Annotated in this window: 25 protein-coding genes; 15 read left to right on the forward strand and 10 right to left on the reverse strand. The window is 43.0% G+C overall.

All coding sequences use genetic code 11. From position 1 onward, the window contains the following. Window positions 1-407: 407 nt before the first annotated feature. The 3 genes from rpsI to zapE form a co-directional block, all read right to left on the reverse strand. Complete coding sequence (gene rpsI, locus A7985_RS17570) at window positions 408-800, reverse strand: 30S ribosomal protein S9 (protein ID WP_141685394.1); 393 nt, start codon at window positions 798-800, stop codon at window positions 408-410. A gap of 8 nt (window positions 801-808) precedes the next feature. Continuing rightward, entirely contained in the window at window positions 809-1237 is a 429-nt protein-coding gene (rplM, locus tag A7985_RS17575; RefSeq protein ID WP_023397225.1) for a 50S ribosomal protein L13, read from the reverse strand. 221 nt (window positions 1238-1458) lie between these two features. Further along, window positions 1459-2547 (reverse strand): cell division protein ZapE, encoded by a 1089-nt coding sequence (gene zapE / locus A7985_RS17580; protein WP_065791807.1) that lies wholly within the window; start codon window positions 2545-2547, stop codon window positions 1459-1461. 139 nt (window positions 2548-2686) lie between these two features. Between zapE and A7985_RS17585 the strand changes: the two genes are divergently transcribed. The 3 genes from A7985_RS17585 (at window position 2687) to A7985_RS17595 (ending at window position 5852) form a co-directional block, all read left to right on the forward strand. After that, window positions 2687-3142, forward strand: a complete 456-nt coding sequence (locus A7985_RS17585) for a YhcB family protein (protein ID WP_065791717.1) — start codon at window positions 2687-2689, stop codon at window positions 3140-3142. Window positions 3143-3322: 180 nt separating this feature from the next. Further along, complete coding sequence (locus A7985_RS17590) at window positions 3323-4675, forward strand: DegQ family serine endoprotease (protein WP_065791718.1); 1353 nt, start codon at window positions 3323-3325, stop codon at window positions 4673-4675. Window positions 4676-4910: 235 nt separating this feature from the next. Further along, window positions 4911-5852, forward strand: a complete 942-nt coding sequence (locus A7985_RS17595; protein ID WP_247684746.1) for a trypsin-like peptidase domain-containing protein — start codon at window positions 4911-4913, stop codon at window positions 5850-5852. A 25-nt stretch (window positions 5853-5877) separates the two neighbouring features. On the opposite strand, the gene murA is transcribed toward A7985_RS17595, so the two are convergent. From murA to A7985_RS17630, 7 genes are read right to left on the reverse strand one after another with little or no spacing between them, the layout of a single operon-like run. Continuing rightward, window positions 5878-7143 (reverse strand): UDP-N-acetylglucosamine 1-carboxyvinyltransferase, encoded by a 1266-nt coding sequence (gene murA / locus A7985_RS17600; RefSeq protein ID WP_065791720.1) that lies wholly within the window; start codon window positions 7141-7143, stop codon window positions 5878-5880. A 12-nt stretch (window positions 7144-7155) separates the two neighbouring features. After that, window positions 7156-7413 (reverse strand): BolA family protein, encoded by a 258-nt coding sequence (locus A7985_RS17605; protein WP_063376220.1) that lies wholly within the window; start codon window positions 7411-7413, stop codon window positions 7156-7158. A gap of 5 nt (window positions 7414-7418) precedes the next feature. Next, window positions 7419-7712, reverse strand: coding sequence for an STAS domain-containing protein (locus tag A7985_RS17610; protein WP_065791808.1), 294 nt, complete (start codon window positions 7710-7712; stop codon window positions 7419-7421). Beyond that, window positions 7705-8391 (reverse strand): MlaC/ttg2D family ABC transporter substrate-binding protein, encoded by a 687-nt coding sequence (locus tag A7985_RS17615; protein WP_065791721.1) that lies wholly within the window; start codon window positions 8389-8391, stop codon window positions 7705-7707. The genes A7985_RS17610 and A7985_RS17615 overlap by 8 nt, the downstream gene beginning before the upstream one ends. Window positions 8392-8397: 6 nt before the next feature. Beyond that, window positions 8398-8943: an outer membrane lipid asymmetry maintenance protein MlaD gene (mlaD, locus tag A7985_RS17620; protein ID WP_065791722.1), complete on the reverse strand. Its 546-nt coding sequence runs from the start codon at window positions 8941-8943 to the stop codon at window positions 8398-8400. A 12-nt stretch (window positions 8944-8955) separates the two neighbouring features. Continuing rightward, the gene (gene mlaE / locus A7985_RS17625; protein ID WP_065791723.1) at window positions 8956-9735 is read right to left on the reverse strand and encodes a lipid asymmetry maintenance ABC transporter permease subunit MlaE; all 780 of its coding nucleotides are present in this window, start codon (window positions 9733-9735) and stop codon (window positions 8956-8958) included. After that, window positions 9729-10550: an ATP-binding cassette domain-containing protein gene (locus A7985_RS17630; RefSeq protein WP_065791724.1), complete on the reverse strand. Its 822-nt coding sequence runs from the start codon at window positions 10548-10550 to the stop codon at window positions 9729-9731. Before A7985_RS17630 ends, mlaE begins: the two co-directional genes overlap by 7 nt. 223 nt (window positions 10551-10773) lie before the next feature. On the opposite strand from A7985_RS17630, the gene A7985_RS17635 reads away from it, so the two are divergent. From A7985_RS17635 to mgtE, 12 genes are all read left to right on the forward strand, one after another. Further along, window positions 10774-11736 (forward strand): calcium/sodium antiporter, encoded by a 963-nt coding sequence (locus A7985_RS17635; RefSeq protein ID WP_065791725.1) that lies wholly within the window; start codon window positions 10774-10776, stop codon window positions 11734-11736. A gap of 9 nt (window positions 11737-11745) precedes the next feature. Further along, the gene (locus A7985_RS17640) at window positions 11746-12717 is read left to right on the forward strand and encodes a KpsF/GutQ family sugar-phosphate isomerase (RefSeq protein ID WP_065791726.1); all 972 of its coding nucleotides are present in this window, start codon (window positions 11746-11748) and stop codon (window positions 12715-12717) included. A gap of 1 nt (window position 12718) precedes the next feature. Continuing rightward, on the forward strand, window positions 12719-13270 hold the full coding sequence (gene kdsC, locus A7985_RS17645; protein ID WP_065791727.1) for a 3-deoxy-manno-octulosonate-8-phosphatase KdsC: 552 nt from the start codon (window positions 12719-12721) through the stop codon (window positions 13268-13270). Continuing rightward, window positions 13267-13821 (forward strand): LPS export ABC transporter periplasmic protein LptC, encoded by a 555-nt coding sequence (gene lptC / locus A7985_RS17650; protein WP_065791728.1) that lies wholly within the window; start codon window positions 13267-13269, stop codon window positions 13819-13821. Before kdsC ends, lptC begins: the two co-directional genes overlap by 4 nt. Beyond that, window positions 13808-14341 (forward strand): lipopolysaccharide transport periplasmic protein LptA, encoded by a 534-nt coding sequence (lptA, locus tag A7985_RS17655; protein ID WP_176716765.1) that lies wholly within the window; start codon window positions 13808-13810, stop codon window positions 14339-14341. The genes lptC and lptA overlap by 14 nt, the downstream gene beginning before the upstream one ends. After that, window positions 14338-15063, forward strand: a complete 726-nt coding sequence (gene lptB, locus A7985_RS17660) for an LPS export ABC transporter ATP-binding protein (protein WP_065791729.1) — start codon at window positions 14338-14340, stop codon at window positions 15061-15063. Before lptA ends, lptB begins: the two co-directional genes overlap by 4 nt. Window positions 15064-15105: 42 nt before the next feature. After that, window positions 15106-16614, forward strand: coding sequence for an RNA polymerase factor sigma-54 (locus tag A7985_RS17665; protein WP_065791730.1), 1509 nt, complete (start codon window positions 15106-15108; stop codon window positions 16612-16614). Window positions 16615-16640: 26 nt separating this feature from the next. Next, on the forward strand, window positions 16641-16928 hold the full coding sequence (hpf, locus tag A7985_RS17670; RefSeq protein WP_023397244.1) for a ribosome hibernation promoting factor: 288 nt from the start codon (window positions 16641-16643) through the stop codon (window positions 16926-16928). Window positions 16929-16930: 2 nt separating this feature from the next. Further along, complete coding sequence (gene ptsN / locus A7985_RS17675; protein WP_065791731.1) at window positions 16931-17386, forward strand: PTS IIA-like nitrogen regulatory protein PtsN; 456 nt, start codon at window positions 16931-16933, stop codon at window positions 17384-17386. A 12-nt stretch (window positions 17387-17398) separates the two neighbouring features. Beyond that, the gene (gene rapZ / locus A7985_RS17680) at window positions 17399-18241 is read left to right on the forward strand and encodes an RNase adapter RapZ (RefSeq protein ID WP_065791732.1); all 843 of its coding nucleotides are present in this window, start codon (window positions 17399-17401) and stop codon (window positions 18239-18241) included. Continuing rightward, complete coding sequence (locus A7985_RS17685) at window positions 18241-18519, forward strand: HPr family phosphocarrier protein (protein ID WP_065791733.1); 279 nt, start codon at window positions 18241-18243, stop codon at window positions 18517-18519. Before rapZ ends, A7985_RS17685 begins: the two co-directional genes overlap by 1 nt. A gap of 342 nt (window positions 18520-18861) precedes the next feature. After that, on the forward strand, window positions 18862-20220 hold the full coding sequence (gene mgtE, locus A7985_RS17690) for a magnesium transporter (protein WP_065791734.1): 1359 nt from the start codon (window positions 18862-18864) through the stop codon (window positions 20218-20220). Window positions 20221-20225: the final 5 nt, after the last annotated feature.

A 20225-nucleotide genomic window follows, 5' to 3' on the forward strand; every position in this document is an offset into this window, starting at 1 on the left:
AAAATAGACGCGATCATAAGTAAAAGCCCTATACTCTACAGGGTTATTACTATTCCACTTCAGGTGTTCTCAAAGCGATAATTGCTTCAAATAACAACTAAAATTAGAAACGACAGGTTATGATATGACGTCTTATGCAACGATTCTCTGACCAAGATCAACCTCTGCCTAAATCAACAGAAAATTAATCAGTCTAAATCGCGAATAATTTACTTGCCATGCAAGTGTAGCAAAGAATTTGATGATTAAACGTTCAATTACATTAATTTTTAGAGTTTTTTGAAAGTTTATTAAGTTGAGTGGAAACAAACAGGTGTAAAAAGTTTGAGTATTCGGTAATACCGAATACTCAAAAACAAAAAACCCAGCACAAGGCTGGGTTTTTGCAAATTCTGAAACGTAATAAATTAACGTTTTGAGAACTGTGTCTTCTTACGTGCTTTCTTAAGACCAACTTTCTTACGTTCAACGCGACGAGCGTCACGAGTAACGAAGCCAGCTTTACGTAGAGTTGGACGTAGTGACTCGTCAAACTCCATAAGTGCACGAGTGATACCGTGGCGGATTGCGCCAGCTTGACCAGTCATACCACCACCTTCAACAGTGATGTATAGGTCAAACTTCTCAGTAAGTTCAACTAGCTCTAATGGCTGACGAACAACCATGCGAGAAGTTTCACGACCGAAGTATTCTTCGATAGAACGTTGATTAATTACGATGTTGCCAGTGCCTGGGCGTAAGAATACGCGAGCACTTGAACTTTTACGACGACCTGTACCGTAGTATTGATTTGCCATGATAGTGCTCCTTAAATGTCTAGAACCTGAGGCTGTTGTGCCGCATGGTTATGCTCGTTACCAGCGTAAACTTTAAGTTTACGGAACATTTCACGACCTAGAGGACCGCGAGGTAACATGCCTTTAACTGCTTTTTCGATGATCATTTCAGGCTTTTTAGCTTGAAGTTTTTCGAAGTTAACAGACTTAAGACCACCTGGGTAACCAGAGTGAGCGTAGTACATTTTTTGCTGAGCTTTGTTACCAGTTACAGTAACTTTCTCAGCGTTGATAACGATGATGTAATCACCAGTGTCAACATGTGGAGTGTACTCAGCCTTATGCTTACCGCGAAGGCGAGCAGCGATTTCAGTAGCAATACGACCTAAAGTTTTACCTTCAGCGTCAACTACGTACCAGTCACGTTTTACAGTTTCTGGTTTAGCAACAAACGTTTTCATTTATAAAATCCAAAGTTTCAGTTAAAACCACAGGTAGTCAGAGGACTACCGCTCTACTAATGGTGCTTCAACCCCTTCGAGTTTAAGACTTTTTTGCCCCTCAAGTCGGTGGCTAAGCCGACGAGGGCTATAGAACGCAACGTGGCAGGCCGCGGATTATAGCAAGGGTAGTTAGGAAAAACCAGCACATGGCTGATTTTTCCGTCAGAAATCTTATTTGGTTAAGCTAGGTGCTCTCGGGATAGGTATTCGAGTGACTGCATCTCTTGTAAGCGACTGATACAACGTTTGAATTCAAAGTTTAATGTGCCTTGTGTATAAATGTCATTGATTGGTGCTTCACAAGAAATGATCAAAGTGACATTCCGCTCGTAAAACTCATCGACCAAGGCAATAAATCGACGTGCGGCATCATCATTTGATTGCCCCATTTGCTTGACGTTTGACAAAATGACCGTGTTATAAAGGCGACTTATCTCCATATAATCAACTTGCGAGCGCGCAGTTTCACATAGCTGTGTAAAATCAAACATGGCAATGCAGTCTGACACTTTACGTGTTTTGATCATTCGCCCTTCGATCTCAATTTCAGCATCTAATACACCTGGCTCTGGCGACAATTTATCAAAGTACTCAAACAAGTTGTGATCCGCTTGTTCGTCCAGTGGGCTATGAAATATTTCAGCAGATTCCAACGTACGCAACCGATAGTCAATACCTGAGTCCACATTAACAACTTCAGTATTGGCTTTAACCAACGCTATCGCAGGTAGGAATCGCGCCCTTTGTAAGCCATTGCGATAAAGCTCATCCGGAATAATATTCGACGTCGCGACCAACACAATACCGCGTTCAAATAGCGCTTCCATCAACCCGCCTAACAACATGGCATCGGTAATATCTTGTACAAAGAATTCGTCAAAACAAATAATATCCGTTTCGGCTTTAAAAATGTCAGCCACCACATTGAGTGGATTTTTAACTTCATTGAGTTTTTTCAGCTCATCATGTACACGATGCATAAAACGGTGAAAATGCACACGCATTTTTCGTTCACCCGGAAGTGCTTCATAAAAAGTATCAACTAAATATGTTTTCCCTCTGCCAACGCCACCCCAAAAATATAACCCTTTCACTGGCTCCACTTGCTTGTTCCCAAACAGCTTTGCAAAAAAGCCTTTTGGTTCAGCTGGTTGAGCAATTAAATCGTCATATAAGCGCTGTAAATGCTTTACTGCATTTTCTTGCGCACTGTCGTATTGAAAGTCATCTCTTTTAAGATCTTGTTGATACTTTTCCCAAGGCGTCATCATATTTTTTATTGAACTGAGCAGTTTTCTTTGCCGAGTATATTAACACGCATCCAAACTCAGCGTATATTTAAGCTATCGATAGATGGTATTTTTAGCATATTAAAACAGGTGGCTTTCACCTTATACAGGAGTAAGTATGACAACAATCGCATGGTTGGGCTTATTGATCATCGTGGCGATCAGTGCGTTTTTCTTAGGTTCACTATTCACTAAAAAACAATTTAAACACGAAGAAATCGAGCAACAAGCGAAGCAAGCAGAGCAAAATTTAGAGCAATACCGTCAAGATGTTGCGGATCATTTAGCGAGCACCAAAAAGCTAGTAGGCAAGATGCAAGACAATTACAGTCAGTTACTGCAACACGTTGAAGACACTAACCAGTTATTGATTGAGGAAAAGAACCAAAAGCCGAGCGAGCCATTTTTCTCTAAGGAAACAACAGAGCAATTACAAGCGTCTTTGCGAGCACGCCCTGAAAAGCGCCGCAGCGATGAATCCACATACACGAATCCACCTGTGGATTACGCTGAAGGTGAGAGTGGGTTATTTACCGACAATCGTTCAAAAAGCGAGCAATTAAAAACCCCTTAATGAACTTTTTTTTGACCTCATAGTCTGTAGAAATAATTACTGAATCATTGAGCAGGCATTTTTCTGCTCAGGGACTAAATCACCTTAGTGTATTGTACAGGTAAATGGTAACTATCTATTTTTTATCTACTTTATCGCTAAGGATGAATCAACGCTGTAATTTAGGAGAGTTTCCAGACTATGAGATTAAAATTAACTTTATTATCCGCAGCGCTTTTATCTTCCAGTATGCTTTTGCTACCAAACACTTCCGAAGCAAAGCTACCTGTTGCGGTTGACGGACAGCAACTTCCGACCTTAGCGCCAATGTTAGAGCGCGTAACACCCGGTGTCGTGAGCATCCAAGTTTCTGGCGCGAAAGAAGTGCGCCGCCGTGTTGATCCGTTTGACTTTTTCTTTGGCAATCCTGCCCCAAGAACACAGAAAAGACCATTCAGTGGCTTAGGCTCTGGTGTCATTATTGATGCTGATGAAGGGTACGTAGTGACAAACAATCATGTTATCGACGAGGCTGATAACATTGTCGTGACACTTAAAGACGGCAGAGAATTTAAAGCAAAACTCATTGGCGCAGACAAAGAGTCAGATGTCGCGTTGTTGCAAATCGATAATGACGACCTAACGGAAGTCAAACTAGCCGATTCAGACAAATTACGAGTGGGTGATTTTTCAGTTGCTATCGGTAACCCATTTGGTTTAAGTCACACTGTTACATCAGGTATTGTCAGTGCGTTAGGACGCAGTGGCTTGAATATCGAAGGGTACGAAGATTTCATCCAAACGGATGCGGCAATAAATCAGGGTAACTCTGGTGGCGCTTTAGTTAATTTACATGGTGAATTAATTGGTATAAACACCGCCATTTTAGGTGCTTCTGGCGGTAACGTAGGCATTGGCTTTGCAATCCCTTCGAACATGATGAAGAACCTTGTCGACCAAATTATAGAGTACGGTCAAGTACGCCGTGGTTCTCTAGGTATCGTCGGTCGTACGCTCAATGCAGGACTGGCTGAAGCCCAAGGGTTTGATGTAAAACAGGGCGTATTCGTTCAAGAGGTAACACCTGATTCTGCTGCCGCTGAGGCAGGCATTAAAGCAAATGATGTAATCACGCGCATTGATGGTGACAAAATCGAAAGCTTTGAAGAGCTACGCGGTAAGATCGCCACGTTAGGCGAAGGCCGAGAAATAGAAGTTAGTATTCACCGCGACGGCAGAAACCGCACCCTAGATGTTAAACTTCAGGGCCAAAATGAGCGTCAAGCACAAGCGGATCGTATACATCCAAGTTTACGAGGCGCTGTGCTAGAAAGTAGCGAACGCAATGGCAATCAAGGGATCGTTGTAGTCAGTGTGGAAGAACGCTCACCGGCAGCACGTGTTGGTCTGCAAGAAGGTGATGTCATTATGCAGGTCAATCGACAAAGAGTGACAACTGTGAGAGAGATGAAGCGCCTGATTGATGATATTCAAGGGAACATTGTATTAGGCATTAAACGCGGTAGAGACTCCGTGTTCTATCTAATTCAGTAATCAATTCAAAAAAATCACCAAGATCTACGCAGCGGCACTTGTCGCTGCGTTGTTTTGTGTCATCATGTCTTTCATAGCAAATAAACGTGAATAATAATAACCTGTGCTTCAAATAATCAGAACCGTGTTGCCCCCCATTGCCGTTGGGCTTGTCATCGCTCTATTGATCTTATGGTTAACACCCGAATTTAGGACCAAGGCGGGTAACCTCAATGTGCCATATACCGTGCAACAAATGAGCTTTGCCAATGGTGTGAGTAAGGCCGCCCCAGCCGTTGTCACGATTTTCTCAGAAAGCTTTAGCCAAGTGCCCCGATTCAAGCGACAAAATCGTATTCAAGAACTTGGTTCGGGTGTCATCATGACGTCTGATGGCTATATTCTTACTAACTACCATGTCATTAATAATGCGGATCAAATCATGGTCTTGTTGCCTGATGGCAGGCAATACTATGGCGTGCTCATTGGCTTTGATACCATCACAGATCTAGCCGTTTTAAAAGTGAACGAAGAGCATCTGCCTGTGATTCCAGTCAACGACGCTATATCACCCAGAGTCGGCGATGTAGTGCTAGCCATAGGTAATCCCCTCAACTTGGGCCAAACGATTACGCAGGGCATTATCAGTGCAACAGGTAAACAGTCACTCACTGACAGTCAGTATAACAGCTTGCTACAAACCGATGCAGCGGTAAATGTGGGTAATTCAGGAGGAGCACTGGTTAATTCAAATGGTGTATTGGTAGGTATTACTTCTGCACAATTTACCACAAGATATAACATCGATATTGAAGGGATCTCATTTGCCGTCCCCTATAGTTTAGCCAAAGATGTCATGACAAAAATCATTGAAGATGGCCGTGTAATCCGAGGGTACTTAGGATTTATTGGCTCAGCAGTCGATAATGAGGGACAACTCATCACGGATGTATACACCCCCATAATGGGCCTTAGAATAAGCGAACTCGATCCGCTCGGCCCTGCTTGGCAGGCAGGGATGAAAGACGGTGATATCGTCACTAAGGTTGCAGGCAAAGGGATCACGAATCCCCAGCAAACACTGCGTATCATTGGCAACACAGAACCAGGCACTACTTTGGAGTTTGAAGTTTATCGCAATGGAGAAACTTTAATCTTTATGGTGGAAGTCGCCGAATTAGAAACCCCCTTGTATTAAAAAAAGCGAGCAAAGCTCGCTTTTTTTAATTGTGCTTACGCTTTATGTTGGCCCCTAAACGGCTGAGCTTATCTTCAATCTTTTGATAACCTCTGTCTACATGATAAATACGATCTACCACAGTTTCGCCTTCAGCCACTATGCCAGTCAAAATAAGGCTTGCTGATGCACGTAAATCGGTTGCCATCACTTGCGCACCGGACAGGTGCTTAGTTTCATCACAAATCGCGGTATTGCCCTCAAGACGAATATTTGCCCCCATACGTTGCAGTTCAGGCACGTGCATAAAACGATTTTCGAATATCGTTTCTGTAATGGTCGCGCTGCCATTAGCGACAACATTAAGCGCTGTAAATTGAGCCTGCATGTCTGTAGGAAAACCAGGGTGCGGCATTGTTTTGATATTGACGGCTTTGAGCTCTCTGTCTTTCATACTGACGAAGATACTGTCATCATTGACTTCAACAAGGGCATTAGCCTGACGCAGCTTTTCAAGCACAGGTTCCAAGCTTGAGTAATCCGTGTTGCGACACAACACTTCACCTTTACTCATGGCCGCTGCCACAAGGAATGTCCCTGTTTCAATACGGTCGGGTAAGATCTTGTGCTCGCATCCACTGAGTGATTCTACCCCTTGGATTTCAATACGACTCGACCCAGCTCCTGTGATTTTAGCGCCCATTGCAACTAAGCACTGTGCAAGGTTAATGATTTCTGGTTCACGCGCCGCGTTTTCAAGCACCGTTGTACCATCCGCCAGCGTCGCCGCCATTAAAAGGTTTTCTGTGGCACCTACCGATACTGTTTCCATCAATATCTCAGCACCCTGTAAGCGCCTACCAGCAGGCGTTTGCGCGTTGATATAACCGTTTTCAACACTGATCTGTGCGCCCATCTTCTCGAGTCCAGAGATATGTAAATCTACAGGCCTCGCGCCAATCGCACACCCACCAGGCAAAGACACCTGAGCTTTTCCAAAGCGCGCAAGGAGTGGACCAAGGGCAAGTACTGACGCACGCATTTGCTTAACCAGTTCATAAGGCGCTAAGACCTTATCAACCGTAGCGCCATTAACTTCTAGCAAGTCTCCACGCCAAGTAACATCGGCACCCAGTGTTCTCAACAAGGCTTCGGTTGTAACAATGTCTCGCAATTGAGGCACATTGCTAAAAACGCTTTTACCGTCAGCAAGCAATGCAGCAAATAGGATAGGAAGAGCCGCATTTTTGGCTCCTGATATAGTGACTTCACCGTTTAAAGTGGTGCCACCTTGGATAACAAACTGATCCATTGTGGCTCCTACTTATTGTGGCAAAATGAATTTTTGTTCGCGTTGCCACTCGCTTGGAGTAAATGCCTTGATACTAACAGCATGAATGGTTCCGTCTTTGATGACTTCCATCAAAGGTGCGTATACCATTTGCTCCCTTTTAACACGTCTTAATCCATCAAAACATTCTCCAACCGCAATCACTTCATAATGACTACCATTGGCTTTCACTTTTACCTCTTCTAAGGTCAAAGATTCTTGTAACACAGTTTCGACTTGATTAGTTTCCATTGGACTCACTCAAATAAGTTTGTGACCTGCCCCAATTCCATTAAATTTTGTAATTGTTCAGGTCTATTTTTCAACTCAAGGCGTACACCTTGTCGTTTTAATTTGCCTAAAGAGTGAATTAACCAAGCTAAACCCGCGGTGTCAACCCTTGAGACCTCACAAAGGTCAAAATAGAGCACTGACTGCGCATTTTCTAACAATTGATTAAGAAGTGATTCATTTACCAAGGTATCACGAGTCAATTCCCCCGTTACCGCGACAGTGTCTTCGGCTACCTTATTAAACTGCAGATTAGGCATTGCCATCATCCCCTCTAAACTGCACTGGCAACTTACTTTTCTTGTCTAATAGGGTAATCACGTGCTCGATACCTTGTTGACGTAAAATACCGTGAAGCTCACTTTGCTTTGCATCCAACAAACTAATGCCCTCAGCCATCATATCAAATGCACGCCATTCGCCATTTTTGTCTTTACGCACTTTGAAATCTATTTTGATATCCGGCTTACCGTCCTCAACAATTTTAGTTTTCACAGTCGCAACAGATTGCGCGCCGATAGCACGAGGTGCTTCAAATTCTACTTTTTGGTCCGTGTATTGTGTAAAGACACCAGCGTAAGTTGCAACGAGGTAGGCTCTAAATACTTTGATAAACTCCTTGATGTGCTGTACGGCTTGCTGTTTTTCCTTTTTATCTTTAATGGTGCGCACTTTCTGAATATAACTACCTAAGACACGGTAAGCTGCATACTTGTAGTCAATGTAAGGTAACAATTCCTGCTCAACGATAAGCCTTAGGTGCTCTTTGTCTTTGGTGATAATCGCCTGATCCCTTGCGACACGCTTGAAAGTATTATCAGCGACTTGCTGTACCATTTTATATGGGTCACTTAAATCAACTTGTTCTGCTTTTGCAGTTTGAGACCAAAGTAACACCGCAAATAGCGATGCGATTACTAAACTATAATTCTTAATCATGATGCTTTACTCACTTCCCTGATTAAACAAAAACTGACCGATGAGCTCTTCAAGTACAAGCGCTGATTTGGTATCCGTGATCATGTCACCGTTTTTCAAGGCTTTGCTTTCAACGCCAAACAAATCATCTAAATCCATTTCTTCCTGATTGACAACCTCATTACCTAAACATGACTGTTTTGCCGACTCTGACGCAATGACCGGTGAAATACCCAAGTACTGCTCACCTAAAATACCTGAAGTTAATATCGAGACTGACGTTGTGTCCGAAAACTGACACTCGTATGTTTGATTGATGCTCATGCTGACAACAGGCACAAACTCTTCAGGGTGAATTTGAATGCCATCGACTCTACCAATCACAACACCACCCACTTTAATCGGGGCACGTGTTTTCAGTGAACCAATATTGTCAAATTTCGCCTGTAACGTATATGTTTCGCCATTGCCGCTTATACCCGCATTAGCGACCTTCATTGCAAGCATAACAAATGCCGCAACACCTAGAGCCACAAATAAGCCCACTAAAATTTCAATTTTCCGTGTATTCATTACCCAAAACCCTTAACTAGAAAACATCACAGCTGTTAGTACAAAGTCGAACCCTAAAACAGCCAGTGAAGAGTGCACAACGGTCTCCGTTGTTGCTTTACTGATCCCCTCTGAAGTTGGGATACAGTCATACCCTTTATATAACGCAATCCACGTCACGATTAACGCAAATACAAAACTCTTAATCAGACCATTCATGATGTCTTGCTGCAGAGAAACTTGAGACTGCATAATCGACCAAAAGCTTCCGGAGTCAACACCCAACCAATCTACCCCAACCAAATGCGCACCTAATATAGCGACCGCTGAGAAAATAAGTGCCAATAACGGCATACTGATAAAACCGGCCCAAAATCGGGGTGCAACAACCCTTTTAAGCGGGTCTACGGCCATCATTTCTAAGCTGGAAAGCTGCTCTGTCGCTTTCATTAAGCCGATCTCTGCAGTAAGTGCACTACCTGCACGCCCAGCGAATAGCAGAGCGGTTACCACAGGACCAAGTTCTCGTAATAAACTCAAAGCCACCAATGGCCCTAAACTATCTTCGGCACCATAACCAACAAGTACGGTATAGCCTTGTAGCGCGAGTACCATGCCAATAAATAGGCCCGATACCATAATAATGAGTAAAGACTGATGGCCCACCATATACAGCTGTTTGATCAACAACGGTGTGCCTTTGCGTAAATTTGGTACATTTAACAACGCACCAAGTAGCATTTGTGTTGCTCTACCAATAGATGCAAAGCGGCTGAGCGTTTTGTGGCCTATCTTTTGTAATAAATCTAACACTGCGAATCTCCACTCAATAACTCTTCTTCGTATGGCGCAGCATTAAAATGGAATGGGACAGGACCATCGGCCAGCCCTTGCAGAAATTGCTGCACCAATGGAGAGCTGTGAGCCAGCATCTCTTCTGGTGAACCACTGCCAATGACACCTTGTTCAGCAATAATAACCACATGATCTGCAATACTGAGTACTTCAGTGACATCATGGGTTACGATCAATGAAGACAACCCAAGTACTTCATTTAATGATTTGATCATACGCACCAGCACGCCCATTGAGATAGGGTCTTGGCCAGCAAATGGCTCATCGTACATGATTAGTTCTGGGTCTAACGCAATTGAACGAGCCAAAGCTGCCCGCCTTGCCATGCCACCTGATAGCTCAGAGGGCATGAGGTCTCGGGCTCCGCGCAATCCAACAGCTTGAAGCTTCATTAAAACGATTAATCTAATTAAATCTTCACTGAGTTGAGTATGCTCTCTTAAAGGGAATGCCACATTATCAAATACCGACAGTTCCGTAAAAAGCGCACCACTTTGAAACAGCATGCTCATTTGTTTGCGTGCCTGATAAAGCTCTGTACGGGACATCGCAGGCACACTAGTACCTTGAAAAGTGATATCACCACTATCTGGACGAAGTTGTCCACCTATCAGACGCAACATGGTGGTTTTACCAATACCACTTGGCCCCATGATGGCTGTAATTTTACCCTTTGGTACTGAAAAGCTCATATTTTTGTATATGACTCTATCACCACGAGAAAAGGTTACATCCTTGACTTCAACGATTGACTGCGACAAGTCGCTCTCCATATATCGATTTCACCAATTGATGAATAATACTTTTTTTTACCACAAGAAGGAAAATGCAAATTGGTAAAATTTTGTAATTGAATTTGTTAAAGGGCTTCACAAATGCCACTAAGCACGCCACAACGCTACGACAAAACACATCTAATTCGAGATTATTTATACATTTGATATTGCATTTGATAATATTTGTCGCACTTTAATTAAGTTACTCGGCATAGGCTTCATGGTTTTATCTTTTGTCATTCTTATCTTAGGTTTTATAGCGCTAGTGTGGAGCGCAGACAGATTTGTTTTTGGGGCTGCAGCGTTAGCAAAAAACCTTGGTGTTCCTACCTTGATTGTTGGTCTGACGATAGTTGCAATGGGCTCGTCTGCCCCAGAGATGATGGTTGCCGCACAAGCAGCTTTATCAGATAAAACAGACACCGCCGTCGGTAATGCCGTAGGTTCGAACATTGCCAACATCTTTTTAGTGCTTGGGATCACTGCACTTTTGCGCCCTTTGGCGGTTGGCTCTGGTATTCTGAGAAGGGAAATGCCCTTGTTGGTAATCGTATCCCTTGGTGCGTGGTATATAGTCAGTGACAATTATTTCAGCGCCTTTGAAGGTGCCGTGCTCTTAGCCGGTTTTGCTTTGTTTATTTTAAGCTTGATATATATAACCAAGAAAAGCAGCCATGCGGCAGAGGAAGACCCACTGGTTTCGGAAGCCTGTGATGAAGTGCCTAACAACGTGCCAACAGGCAAAGCGGTTTTTTGGCTTATAGTCGGTATGATAGTGCTTCCTATCAGTGCAGATTTCTTAGTGGATGCCGCCGTTGATATCGCTAAATTCTTTGGTATGAGTGATTTGTTGATTGGTTTGACTATTATCGCGATTGGAACGAGCTTACCTGAACTTGCCGCCTGCGTTGCGGGCGTGCTGAAAAAAGAAGATGATCTGGCGCTTGGAAATATCATTGGCTCAAACATTTTTAATATCTTGGCAGTATTGTCTATCGCTGGTCTTCTCAACCCTGCGCAATTAGACCTGAATATTTCAGGCCGAGATATTTTTGTCATGCTTGGAGCAACGGCTGCACTCATTCTAATGAGTCTTAATTTCAAAGGAAAACGACAAATCAATCGCTTTGAAGGGGGCTTACTTTTAGCCGCTTTCATGGGCTATATGTACATGATCATTTAGGTGTTTGAAATGAAAAAACCGTCATTTGTCGAAACTGCTAAGCGCGTTTTAAAAATAGAACAACAAGCGTTACTTGAACTCGAGCAATTTATTGATAACAATTTTGTCTCTGCTTGTGATCTAATGATGGATTGCAAAGGCAGAGTGATCGTTATAGGCATGGGTAAATCAGGCCATGTTGGCAATAAAATTGCTGCCACACTGGCCAGTACAGGCACCCCCTCATTTTTTGTGCATCCGGGAGAAGCCAGTCATGGTGACTTGGGGATGATAACTGCTGACGATGTGGTATTGATGTTGTCGAACTCAGGGGAAACCGGTGAGGTCGTTGGCATTATTCCTATTATCAAACGAATTGGCGCACAGGTCATTAGTATGACGGGTAATGATCAATCGACAATGGCGCAACTTGCCGACATTCACTTGTGCATCAAAGTCTCTCAAGAGGCTTGCCCTTTAGGGCTGGCACCAACAGCCAGTACCACCGCAACACTTGCAATGGGTGATGCTTTGGCTGTCGCGCTGCTGGAGGCAAGGGGATTCACAGCTGACGACTTTGCACTCTCTCACCCAGGAGGCAGTTTAGGTAAACGCCTTTTGCTTACGCTTGCAGATATCATGCATACGAAATCGGATATCCCAATAACCCCCATGGGCAGCTCAATAAAAGAAGCACTCTTTGAAATGTCTGCAAAAGGACTGGGGATGACTGCAATTGTTGATGAGCAAGGTAAACTAAGCGGCTTGTTTACTGATGGGGACTTACGTCGTGTGATTGAGCAAAAAATAGACTTGCATAATGATACCATTGATTCAGTCATGACTATCTGCTGTACTACAGCCATGCCAGACATGTTAGCTGCCGAAGCTCTTAACATCATGGAAAAGAAACGAATTAACGGCCTGATAGTGATAGATAATGACAACCACCCCATCGGTGCCCTCAATACTCAAGACTTATTACGTGCGGGGGTCCTGTAGCATGCACTTTAGTGACTTATACCAACCAATTACGCAACAAACGACGGATAAATCAAAAGCGATTAAACTTTTAATTTGCGATATAGACGGCGTTTTTTCAGATGGGCGTATCTACCTTGGTAATCAAGGCGAAGAGTTGAAAGCATTCAACACCAAAGATGGCTTTGGCATTAAAGCACTCATTGATTCAGGTGTTGAAGTTGCAGTGATCACTGGGCGCCATTCAGAAATAGTTAAGCAACGTATGACTAGCTTAAATGTTAAACATATCTATCAAGGGCAAGAAGACAAAGTTGCTGCTTATGAAGAATTAAAAAGCACGCTCGGATTAGAAGATGCACAAATCGCCTATATTGGCGATGATGGACCCGACATCCCTGTGATGCAGTTGGTCGGTTTTGCCGTTGCCGTCGCTGATGCACATCCGCTAGTGAAGCAATTAGCCCATTACACGACAATGCTACCGGGCGGGTTTGGGGCAGTCAGAGAGTTAACCGATCTGCTCATGCTTAGTCAGGGGAAAGAATTACTCTCGAAAGGTAGTAGCACATGACCAATTTGCGGGTCATATTACTCATAGTATTCGGTGTCATGATGCTATGGTTGTGGTACCCATATATCACACAGCAAGATAAGCTGGCGACTTCCAAAGAAGAAGCAATCGCTAAACCAGACTATGTTGCTGTTGACTTGAAACAGACGTCTTTTGCTGAAAATGGACAACTAAGCTACCAAATCACCGCCCAGAGAATGGAACTGTATCAAGAATTAGGCTTTAGCCATTTTGAAGCGCCTATTTTTGTGCTTCATAACGGCCAACACAACTGGCAACTAGAAGCAAAAGAAGCAACCTTGTATGAAAACGATACGCTGATTTTAGAGGGTAATGTGACGGCAACAAACTTGATGCCAGCAGCAATGATCACGCATATTAATGCTGACAATTTACGCTTAGAAATTACCAATCGAGTCATGCGCTCTGAACAACCAGTCGTCATTACAGGGCCAAATGTAACGATCACAGGCAAGGGCCTAACAGCCGACCTCAATACTGAGGTCATTGAATTAATCAACCATACTGAAACGATTTATGATAAGCAATAAACTGAGTGCCACAATCTTATTTGCGTGTTCTGTAGGACTTCTAGCGCAAAGTGCTGTTGCCAACACATCGCCTGAGCAGGTTATTATCAGCTCCGGAAAGCAGCAGGCACAGCTGCAGACAAATATCGGCGTATTTGAAGACAACGTAGAGATCATTCATGGTTCTCGTAAAATCACAGCTGACCGATTAGAAGTGCACCGCAGAGAAGAGCTGGGTGACAATAAACAGCTTTTAGTGGCAACTGGGGACCCTGCCATATTTCAAGAACAGCAGGCCGATGGCAGTATTCTCAAAGCGAGCGCCAAAGAAGTGCGCTACGATGTTGCCAACAAACTATTAACGATTAAAGGTAACGCCGAAATCAGCCAAGCTGGCCAAAAGATATCAGCTCAAGAAATACGCTACGATATGGACAAGCAACTGATCAGCGCTCAACGTTCTGATCAAGAAGGCAAACGCGTAAGAACCGTGCTATTACCGGTCGATGATAAGAAAGAAACAAATGAGGAACAACCGTGAGTACACTCAAGGCCATTGCCCTAGCTAAAAGCTATAAAGGCAGACAAGTTGTAAAAAACGTTGAGCTGAGTGTAAAAGCAGGCAGTATTGTAGGTTTGCTTGGGCCAAATGGCGCGGGTAAAACCACCACCTTTTACATGATTGTTGGCTTAGTTCCCAGTGATAAGGGCAGTATTCAAATAGACGATCAAGATATCACATTACTGCCAATGCACAGCCGAGCAAGGTTAGGGATTGGTTACCTACCTCAAGAATCATCTATCTTTAGAAAGCTCACTGTCTATCAGAACTTAATGGCTATTTTAGAAACTCGCAAAGAGCTCAATCGTGCACAACGTGAAGAGACATTGAACGAGTTATTAGACGAATTTAATATTCAACATATACGGACAAGTTTAGGAATGGCTTTGTCTGGTGGTGAACGTCGTAGGGTAGAAATTGCGCGCGCATTAGCCGCTGATCCAAAATTTATTCTATTAGATGAGCCTTTTGCTGGCGTTGATCCCATTTCAGTGATAGATATAAAGAAAATTATCGAGCATTTGAAAAACCGTGGCATTGGTGTGCTTATAACTGACCACAATGTAAGAGAAACTTTAGATGTATGCGAAAAAGCTTATATTGTCTCACACGGTGAATTGATTGCATCAGGTAGCCCTGAACATGTTTTAGCGGATCAAACTGTCCGAGATGTCTACTTAGGCGAACAATTCAGGCTATAGTTAAGAACAAGCGTAACAACGAAAAAGGATTGTTAGAGATACATGAGGCAATCGCTACAGCTGCGCATGGGGCAGCAATTAACAATGACACCACAACTGCAACAGGCAATTCGCCTGCTGCAATTGAGTACGTTAGATCTCCAGCAAGAGATCCAAGAAGCGCTGGACAGCAATCCTTTATTGGAAGTAGAAGAAAACGAAGCAGAATCTTTTGACAACGGTCTGAACAAAACCAACGAACAACAAAGTACTGAAAAAACTGATTCAAATATCGACGATAGCATAGAGACGCCATCCAGCGAATATGAGCAAGATACCGACACGGCACTCAATAAGGAAACGCTAAGCGATGAAATGGCGATGGACGTTACCTGGGATGAATATATTAGCGCTGCGCCAGTGAGCTCATCAGGGCCAATGCCTGAAGACGAAAGTATTTATCAAGGTAAGACGACCGAAAGCCTTCAAGAATACCTCATGTGGCAACTTGAACTGACACCGTTTAGTGCAACCGATAGACTGATTGCACTTTCAATAGTTGAAGGCGTTGACGACTCGGGTATTTTAACGGTTGCATGTGAAGACATTGTTGAGAGCTTGAATGTTGACAATGATCAGGAACCTATTGAGCTGGATGAGGTCGAAGCAGTATTGAAGCGTATTCAACTCTTTGATCCGGTGGGTATTGCTGCACGTAGTTTGCAGGAGTGCTTGATTGTACAGTTAAATCAATTTGCCGCAGATACGCCTTGGTTAACAGAAACCAAGCATGTCATCGAAGAATATATCGATCTCTTAGCAAATCGTGATTACCGTACTATCATGAAAAAAACCAAGCTTAAAGAGCCCGAGCTTAAAGAGGTGATGACACTTATCCATAGTTTGAATCCCAAACCCGCAGCAAGTATTGTGCAGGAAGAAGCTGACTATGTGATACCTGATGTCTCTGTAAAAAAAGTGAAAGGTCGCTGGGTTGTTGAATTGAACCCTGATTCGATGCCCAAGATTAGAGTTAATGATCATTATGCAGCCATGTCTCGCTCAGTAAAGTCGAGCAGTGACAGCCAGTTTATTCGTTCACATTTGCAAGAAGCTAAGTGGTTCATTAAAAGTTTAGAAAGCAGAAATGAAACATTATTGAAAGTAACTAATTGCATTGTGCAGCAACAACAGGCATTCTTTGAACATGGCCCTGAGGCGATGAGGCCTATGGTCCTCAATGATGTAGCTGAAATGGTTGATATGCATGAGTCGACTATTTCTCGTGTAACGACACAAAAATATATGCACACGCCTCGCGGCATATATGAACTGAAATACTTCTTCTCGAGCCACGTAAGTACTGAGAATGGTGGTGAGTGCTCATCCACAGCAATAAGAGCGCTTATCAAAAAGCTAATCGCAGCTGAAAACTCAGCAAAACCACTGAGTGACAGCAAAATAGCCGACGTATTAGCTGATCAAGGTATCAAGGTGGCAAGACGTACTATTGCCAAATACCGAGAGTCTTTGGCTATTCCACCGTCTAATCAGCGTAAGAGTTTGATATAGACGTAACAAAAGAAGGAAAAATGCTTATGCAACTAAATTTAACTGGTCGCCATGTAGAAATTACCGATTCATTAAGAGACTACGTAACGAGTAAGTTTGCGAAGCTGGAAAGGCATTTTGATCACATTAATAATGTTCATGTCATTTTAGATGTCGAGAAACTCATACAAAAAGCAGAAGCTACACTGCACGTCAATGGCGGCGAATTATTTGCCTCAACAGAGCATAAAGATATGTATGCAGCAATAGACGGCCTAATTGATAAGCTAGATCGCCAAGTTATTAAACATAAAGAGAAGCTAACTCGACACTAATCATGAAACTTAGCGAACTTATTTCCGAGGACTGCAGCAAAGCTGCAGTCCTTTTTAATAGCAAAAAAAGAATTCTTCAATACATTAGCGAACTGGCGCAACAAAAAATTCCTGATTCCAATCAACATGATATTCTTGAAGCACTACTAAATCGTGAAAAGTTGGGAAGTACAGGTATTGGCAAAGGTATCGCGATCCCGCATGGGAGATTGTCTGGGCTTAGCAAAGTTGTGGCAATTATACTCGTCAACCAGCAAGCCATTCCATTCGACGCATACGATGATCGTGATGTAGACGTTTTTGTCGCACTCATCGTACCAGATGGTGAAAATAAACAACACCTAGAGACCTTAGCCAGCATCGCTGATAAACTGACAAACAAAGTGTTTTGTAAACGTATTCGACAGGCTGAAAACGACAGCGAGCTGTACCAAGTCCTTGTTGAATTTGACAATTAATAGGAATTAATCGTGGAACTCATTATTATCAGTGGTCGCTCTGGTTCAGGTAAATCAGTTGCATTGCGAGTCTTGGAAGATTTAGGCTATTACTGCGCTGATAATATTCCGGTTAACCTGCTTCCCGCGTTAGTTCGAAGTGTCTCAGACGGATACGATAAAATTGCCGTAAGTATCGATGTACGAAACCTCCCTAAAGAGCAACAAGAATTTCACGACATTTTAGGGTACTTACCAGGCTTCGCAAATCCGAGTGTTTTTTACCTTGATTGTGATGACCAAACTTTAATTAAGCGATTCTCTGAAACAAGGCGGCTACATCCATTATCCTTGAATGACTTGCCGCTTGATTTAGCTATTAAGCAAGAAAGAAATCTATTGGATGTGGTGATACGTCGCGCTGATGTATCTATCGATACCACCGAATTAAGTGTACATCAGTTAGCTGAAAGCGTTAGAGAGAAGATTCTCGGTCAAAAAGATAAGCAACTGATCATCACCTTTGAATCATTTGGATTTAAACATGGTATTCCAAAAGAAGCCGATTATGTATTCGATGCCCGCTTTTTACCTAATCCACATTGGGAGCCAGAGCTAAAACCATTGACTGGCTTAGACCAGCCCGTTAAGGATTATTTATCTAGCCACAGCATTGTGCAAAAGTTTATTTGGCAAATTCAAACTTTTATGCAAACTTGGCTACCTCATTTAGAACGAAATAACCGCAGCTATCTGACCGTTGCTATTGGTTGCACTGGTGGGCAACATCGCTCTGTTTACCTAGCGCAAACCCTAGGGGAGCGTTTCAATCGTACTCATGCCAATGTGAAAATTCGCCATAGAGAGCAAGAGTGATGACCCAAAAGTGGGAAGATACATTTTTAATACGCAACAAGCTGGGGTTACACGCACGTGCTGCGACAGTTCTAGCCCAGCTATCTGCTCAGTTTAATGCACAAATAACGCTTTACCAGGGAGAAAAAAGCGCACCTGGTGATAGTGTCTTAGCCTTATTGCTATTAGAAAGTAGCCAAGGTAAAACCGTTCGAGTTGAATGTACGGGACCTGATGCACAAGGTGCATTACTGGCAATTGGCAACCTCATTGAAGAAAAATTTCACGAAGCTGAATAATCGCTAACCACTATCACTTAAAGCCTGTTTTTATAATTTTTAGGTAAAAACGATCAGGTAAGATGTGGGGCAAGTACAAACTCTTATATAATAACTTTAATTTAAACAGCTATAATCATTATACAAAACTCTTTACACTGTTTGAGTTTAAGTGATTTTGATACAAACCAATATTATGTAACCTGCATAACCTCACAGCAATGATCTTATAGAATTGTTGCTTCATACAAATGGCAGAGTTGCAGAAAAGTTATTGTGCTACTGATTAATAAACCCAAGCTTAATTTGTAACGCAATGAGACACGAACATTTGACGCACAACTAATACTACTTAGGAAGCCTATGCCAGACGTTGTTGAACAAGACTATACACTGGAACAATTGCAGCAAGTCACCAAAGCTATCAACAGTGGACTGTTTGTTCAAGTTAGGCAAACCTTAGCAGAGATCCCTCCGTGCGATACAGCACTACTCCTTGAGTCATCACCACTTAAGATTAGAAGTACACTTTGGAAACTCGTTGACCCCGATATTCAGGGGGATGTACTGGAAGAGTTATCCGAAGATGTACGATTAAGTATCATCGCCAAGATGGAACCTGAGCTCATCGCCGCTGCAACCGAGGACATGGATGATGATGACTTAGGTGAAGTATTGAGGAGCTTGCCTGATCCTGTCTATCAAGACGTAATCAGCGCTATGGATAGCCAAGACAGAGCGCGAGCAACACTTGCACTTTCTTATGACGAAGATTCTGCTGGGGCGTTAATGAATAGTGATGCAATCACTATTCGGCCCGATGTATCACTCGATGTTGTATTAAGATATTTACGCTTAAAAGAAGAATTGCCGCAGGGTACAGACGATTTATACGTTGTTGATAAAGAAAACCATTTTTTAGGTGCATTGCCACTTGGCATTTTATTAACCAATCCACCCGACAAACTTGTCGAAGAGTTAATGAATGAAGAACGAGAGACGATTCCCGTTTCTATGAAAGAAAGCGATGTGGCTCAATTATTTGAACGCCACAACTGGATTTCGGCGCCTGTGGTAGACGACAAGAGTCAACTACTAGGGCGAATTACAATCGATGATATTGTAGACGTCATCAGAGAAGATGCCGAGCACAGTCTATTGAGTATGGCAGGTTTAGAAGATGAAGAAGATACCTTCGCACCTGTGATGAAAAGTAGTCAAAGACGCTCTATCTGGCTAGGCATCAACCTGCTCACCGCTTTACTCGCCGCATTTGTAGCCAGCTTTTTTGAGAGCACACTAGATATTTTACCTATTCTAGCAGTACTGAATGGTATTGTACCAAGCATGGGGGGAGTAGCAGGCAGCCAAACTTTGACTTTGGTAATCCGTGGTATTGCCCTTGGTCATGTAAACCAAACAAACCAACGCTTTTTACTAGGTAAAGAACTCGCGATAGGCGCTTTAAACGGGATCCTGTGGTCATTACTCATCGCTGGCGTGGTGGCATTATGGCAATGGGATTTTAAACTTGGTGCTGTCATCGCTTTTGCAATGTTTATGAACTTAGTGGCTGCCGGTATCGCTGGTGCAAGTATTCCACTCATTTTAAAGAGAATGAAAATAGACCCTGCTTTGGCTGGCAGTGTAGTCCTCACCACTGTCACCGATATTGTCGGTATCTTTGCATTCTTGGGCACAGCAACGTGGTTTTTACTCTGAACATG

The sequence above is a fragment of the Pseudoalteromonas luteoviolacea genome (assembly GCF_001696455.1).
Taxonomy (GTDB): Bacteria; Pseudomonadota; Gammaproteobacteria; order Enterobacterales; family Alteromonadaceae; genus Pseudoalteromonas; species Pseudoalteromonas luteoviolacea_C.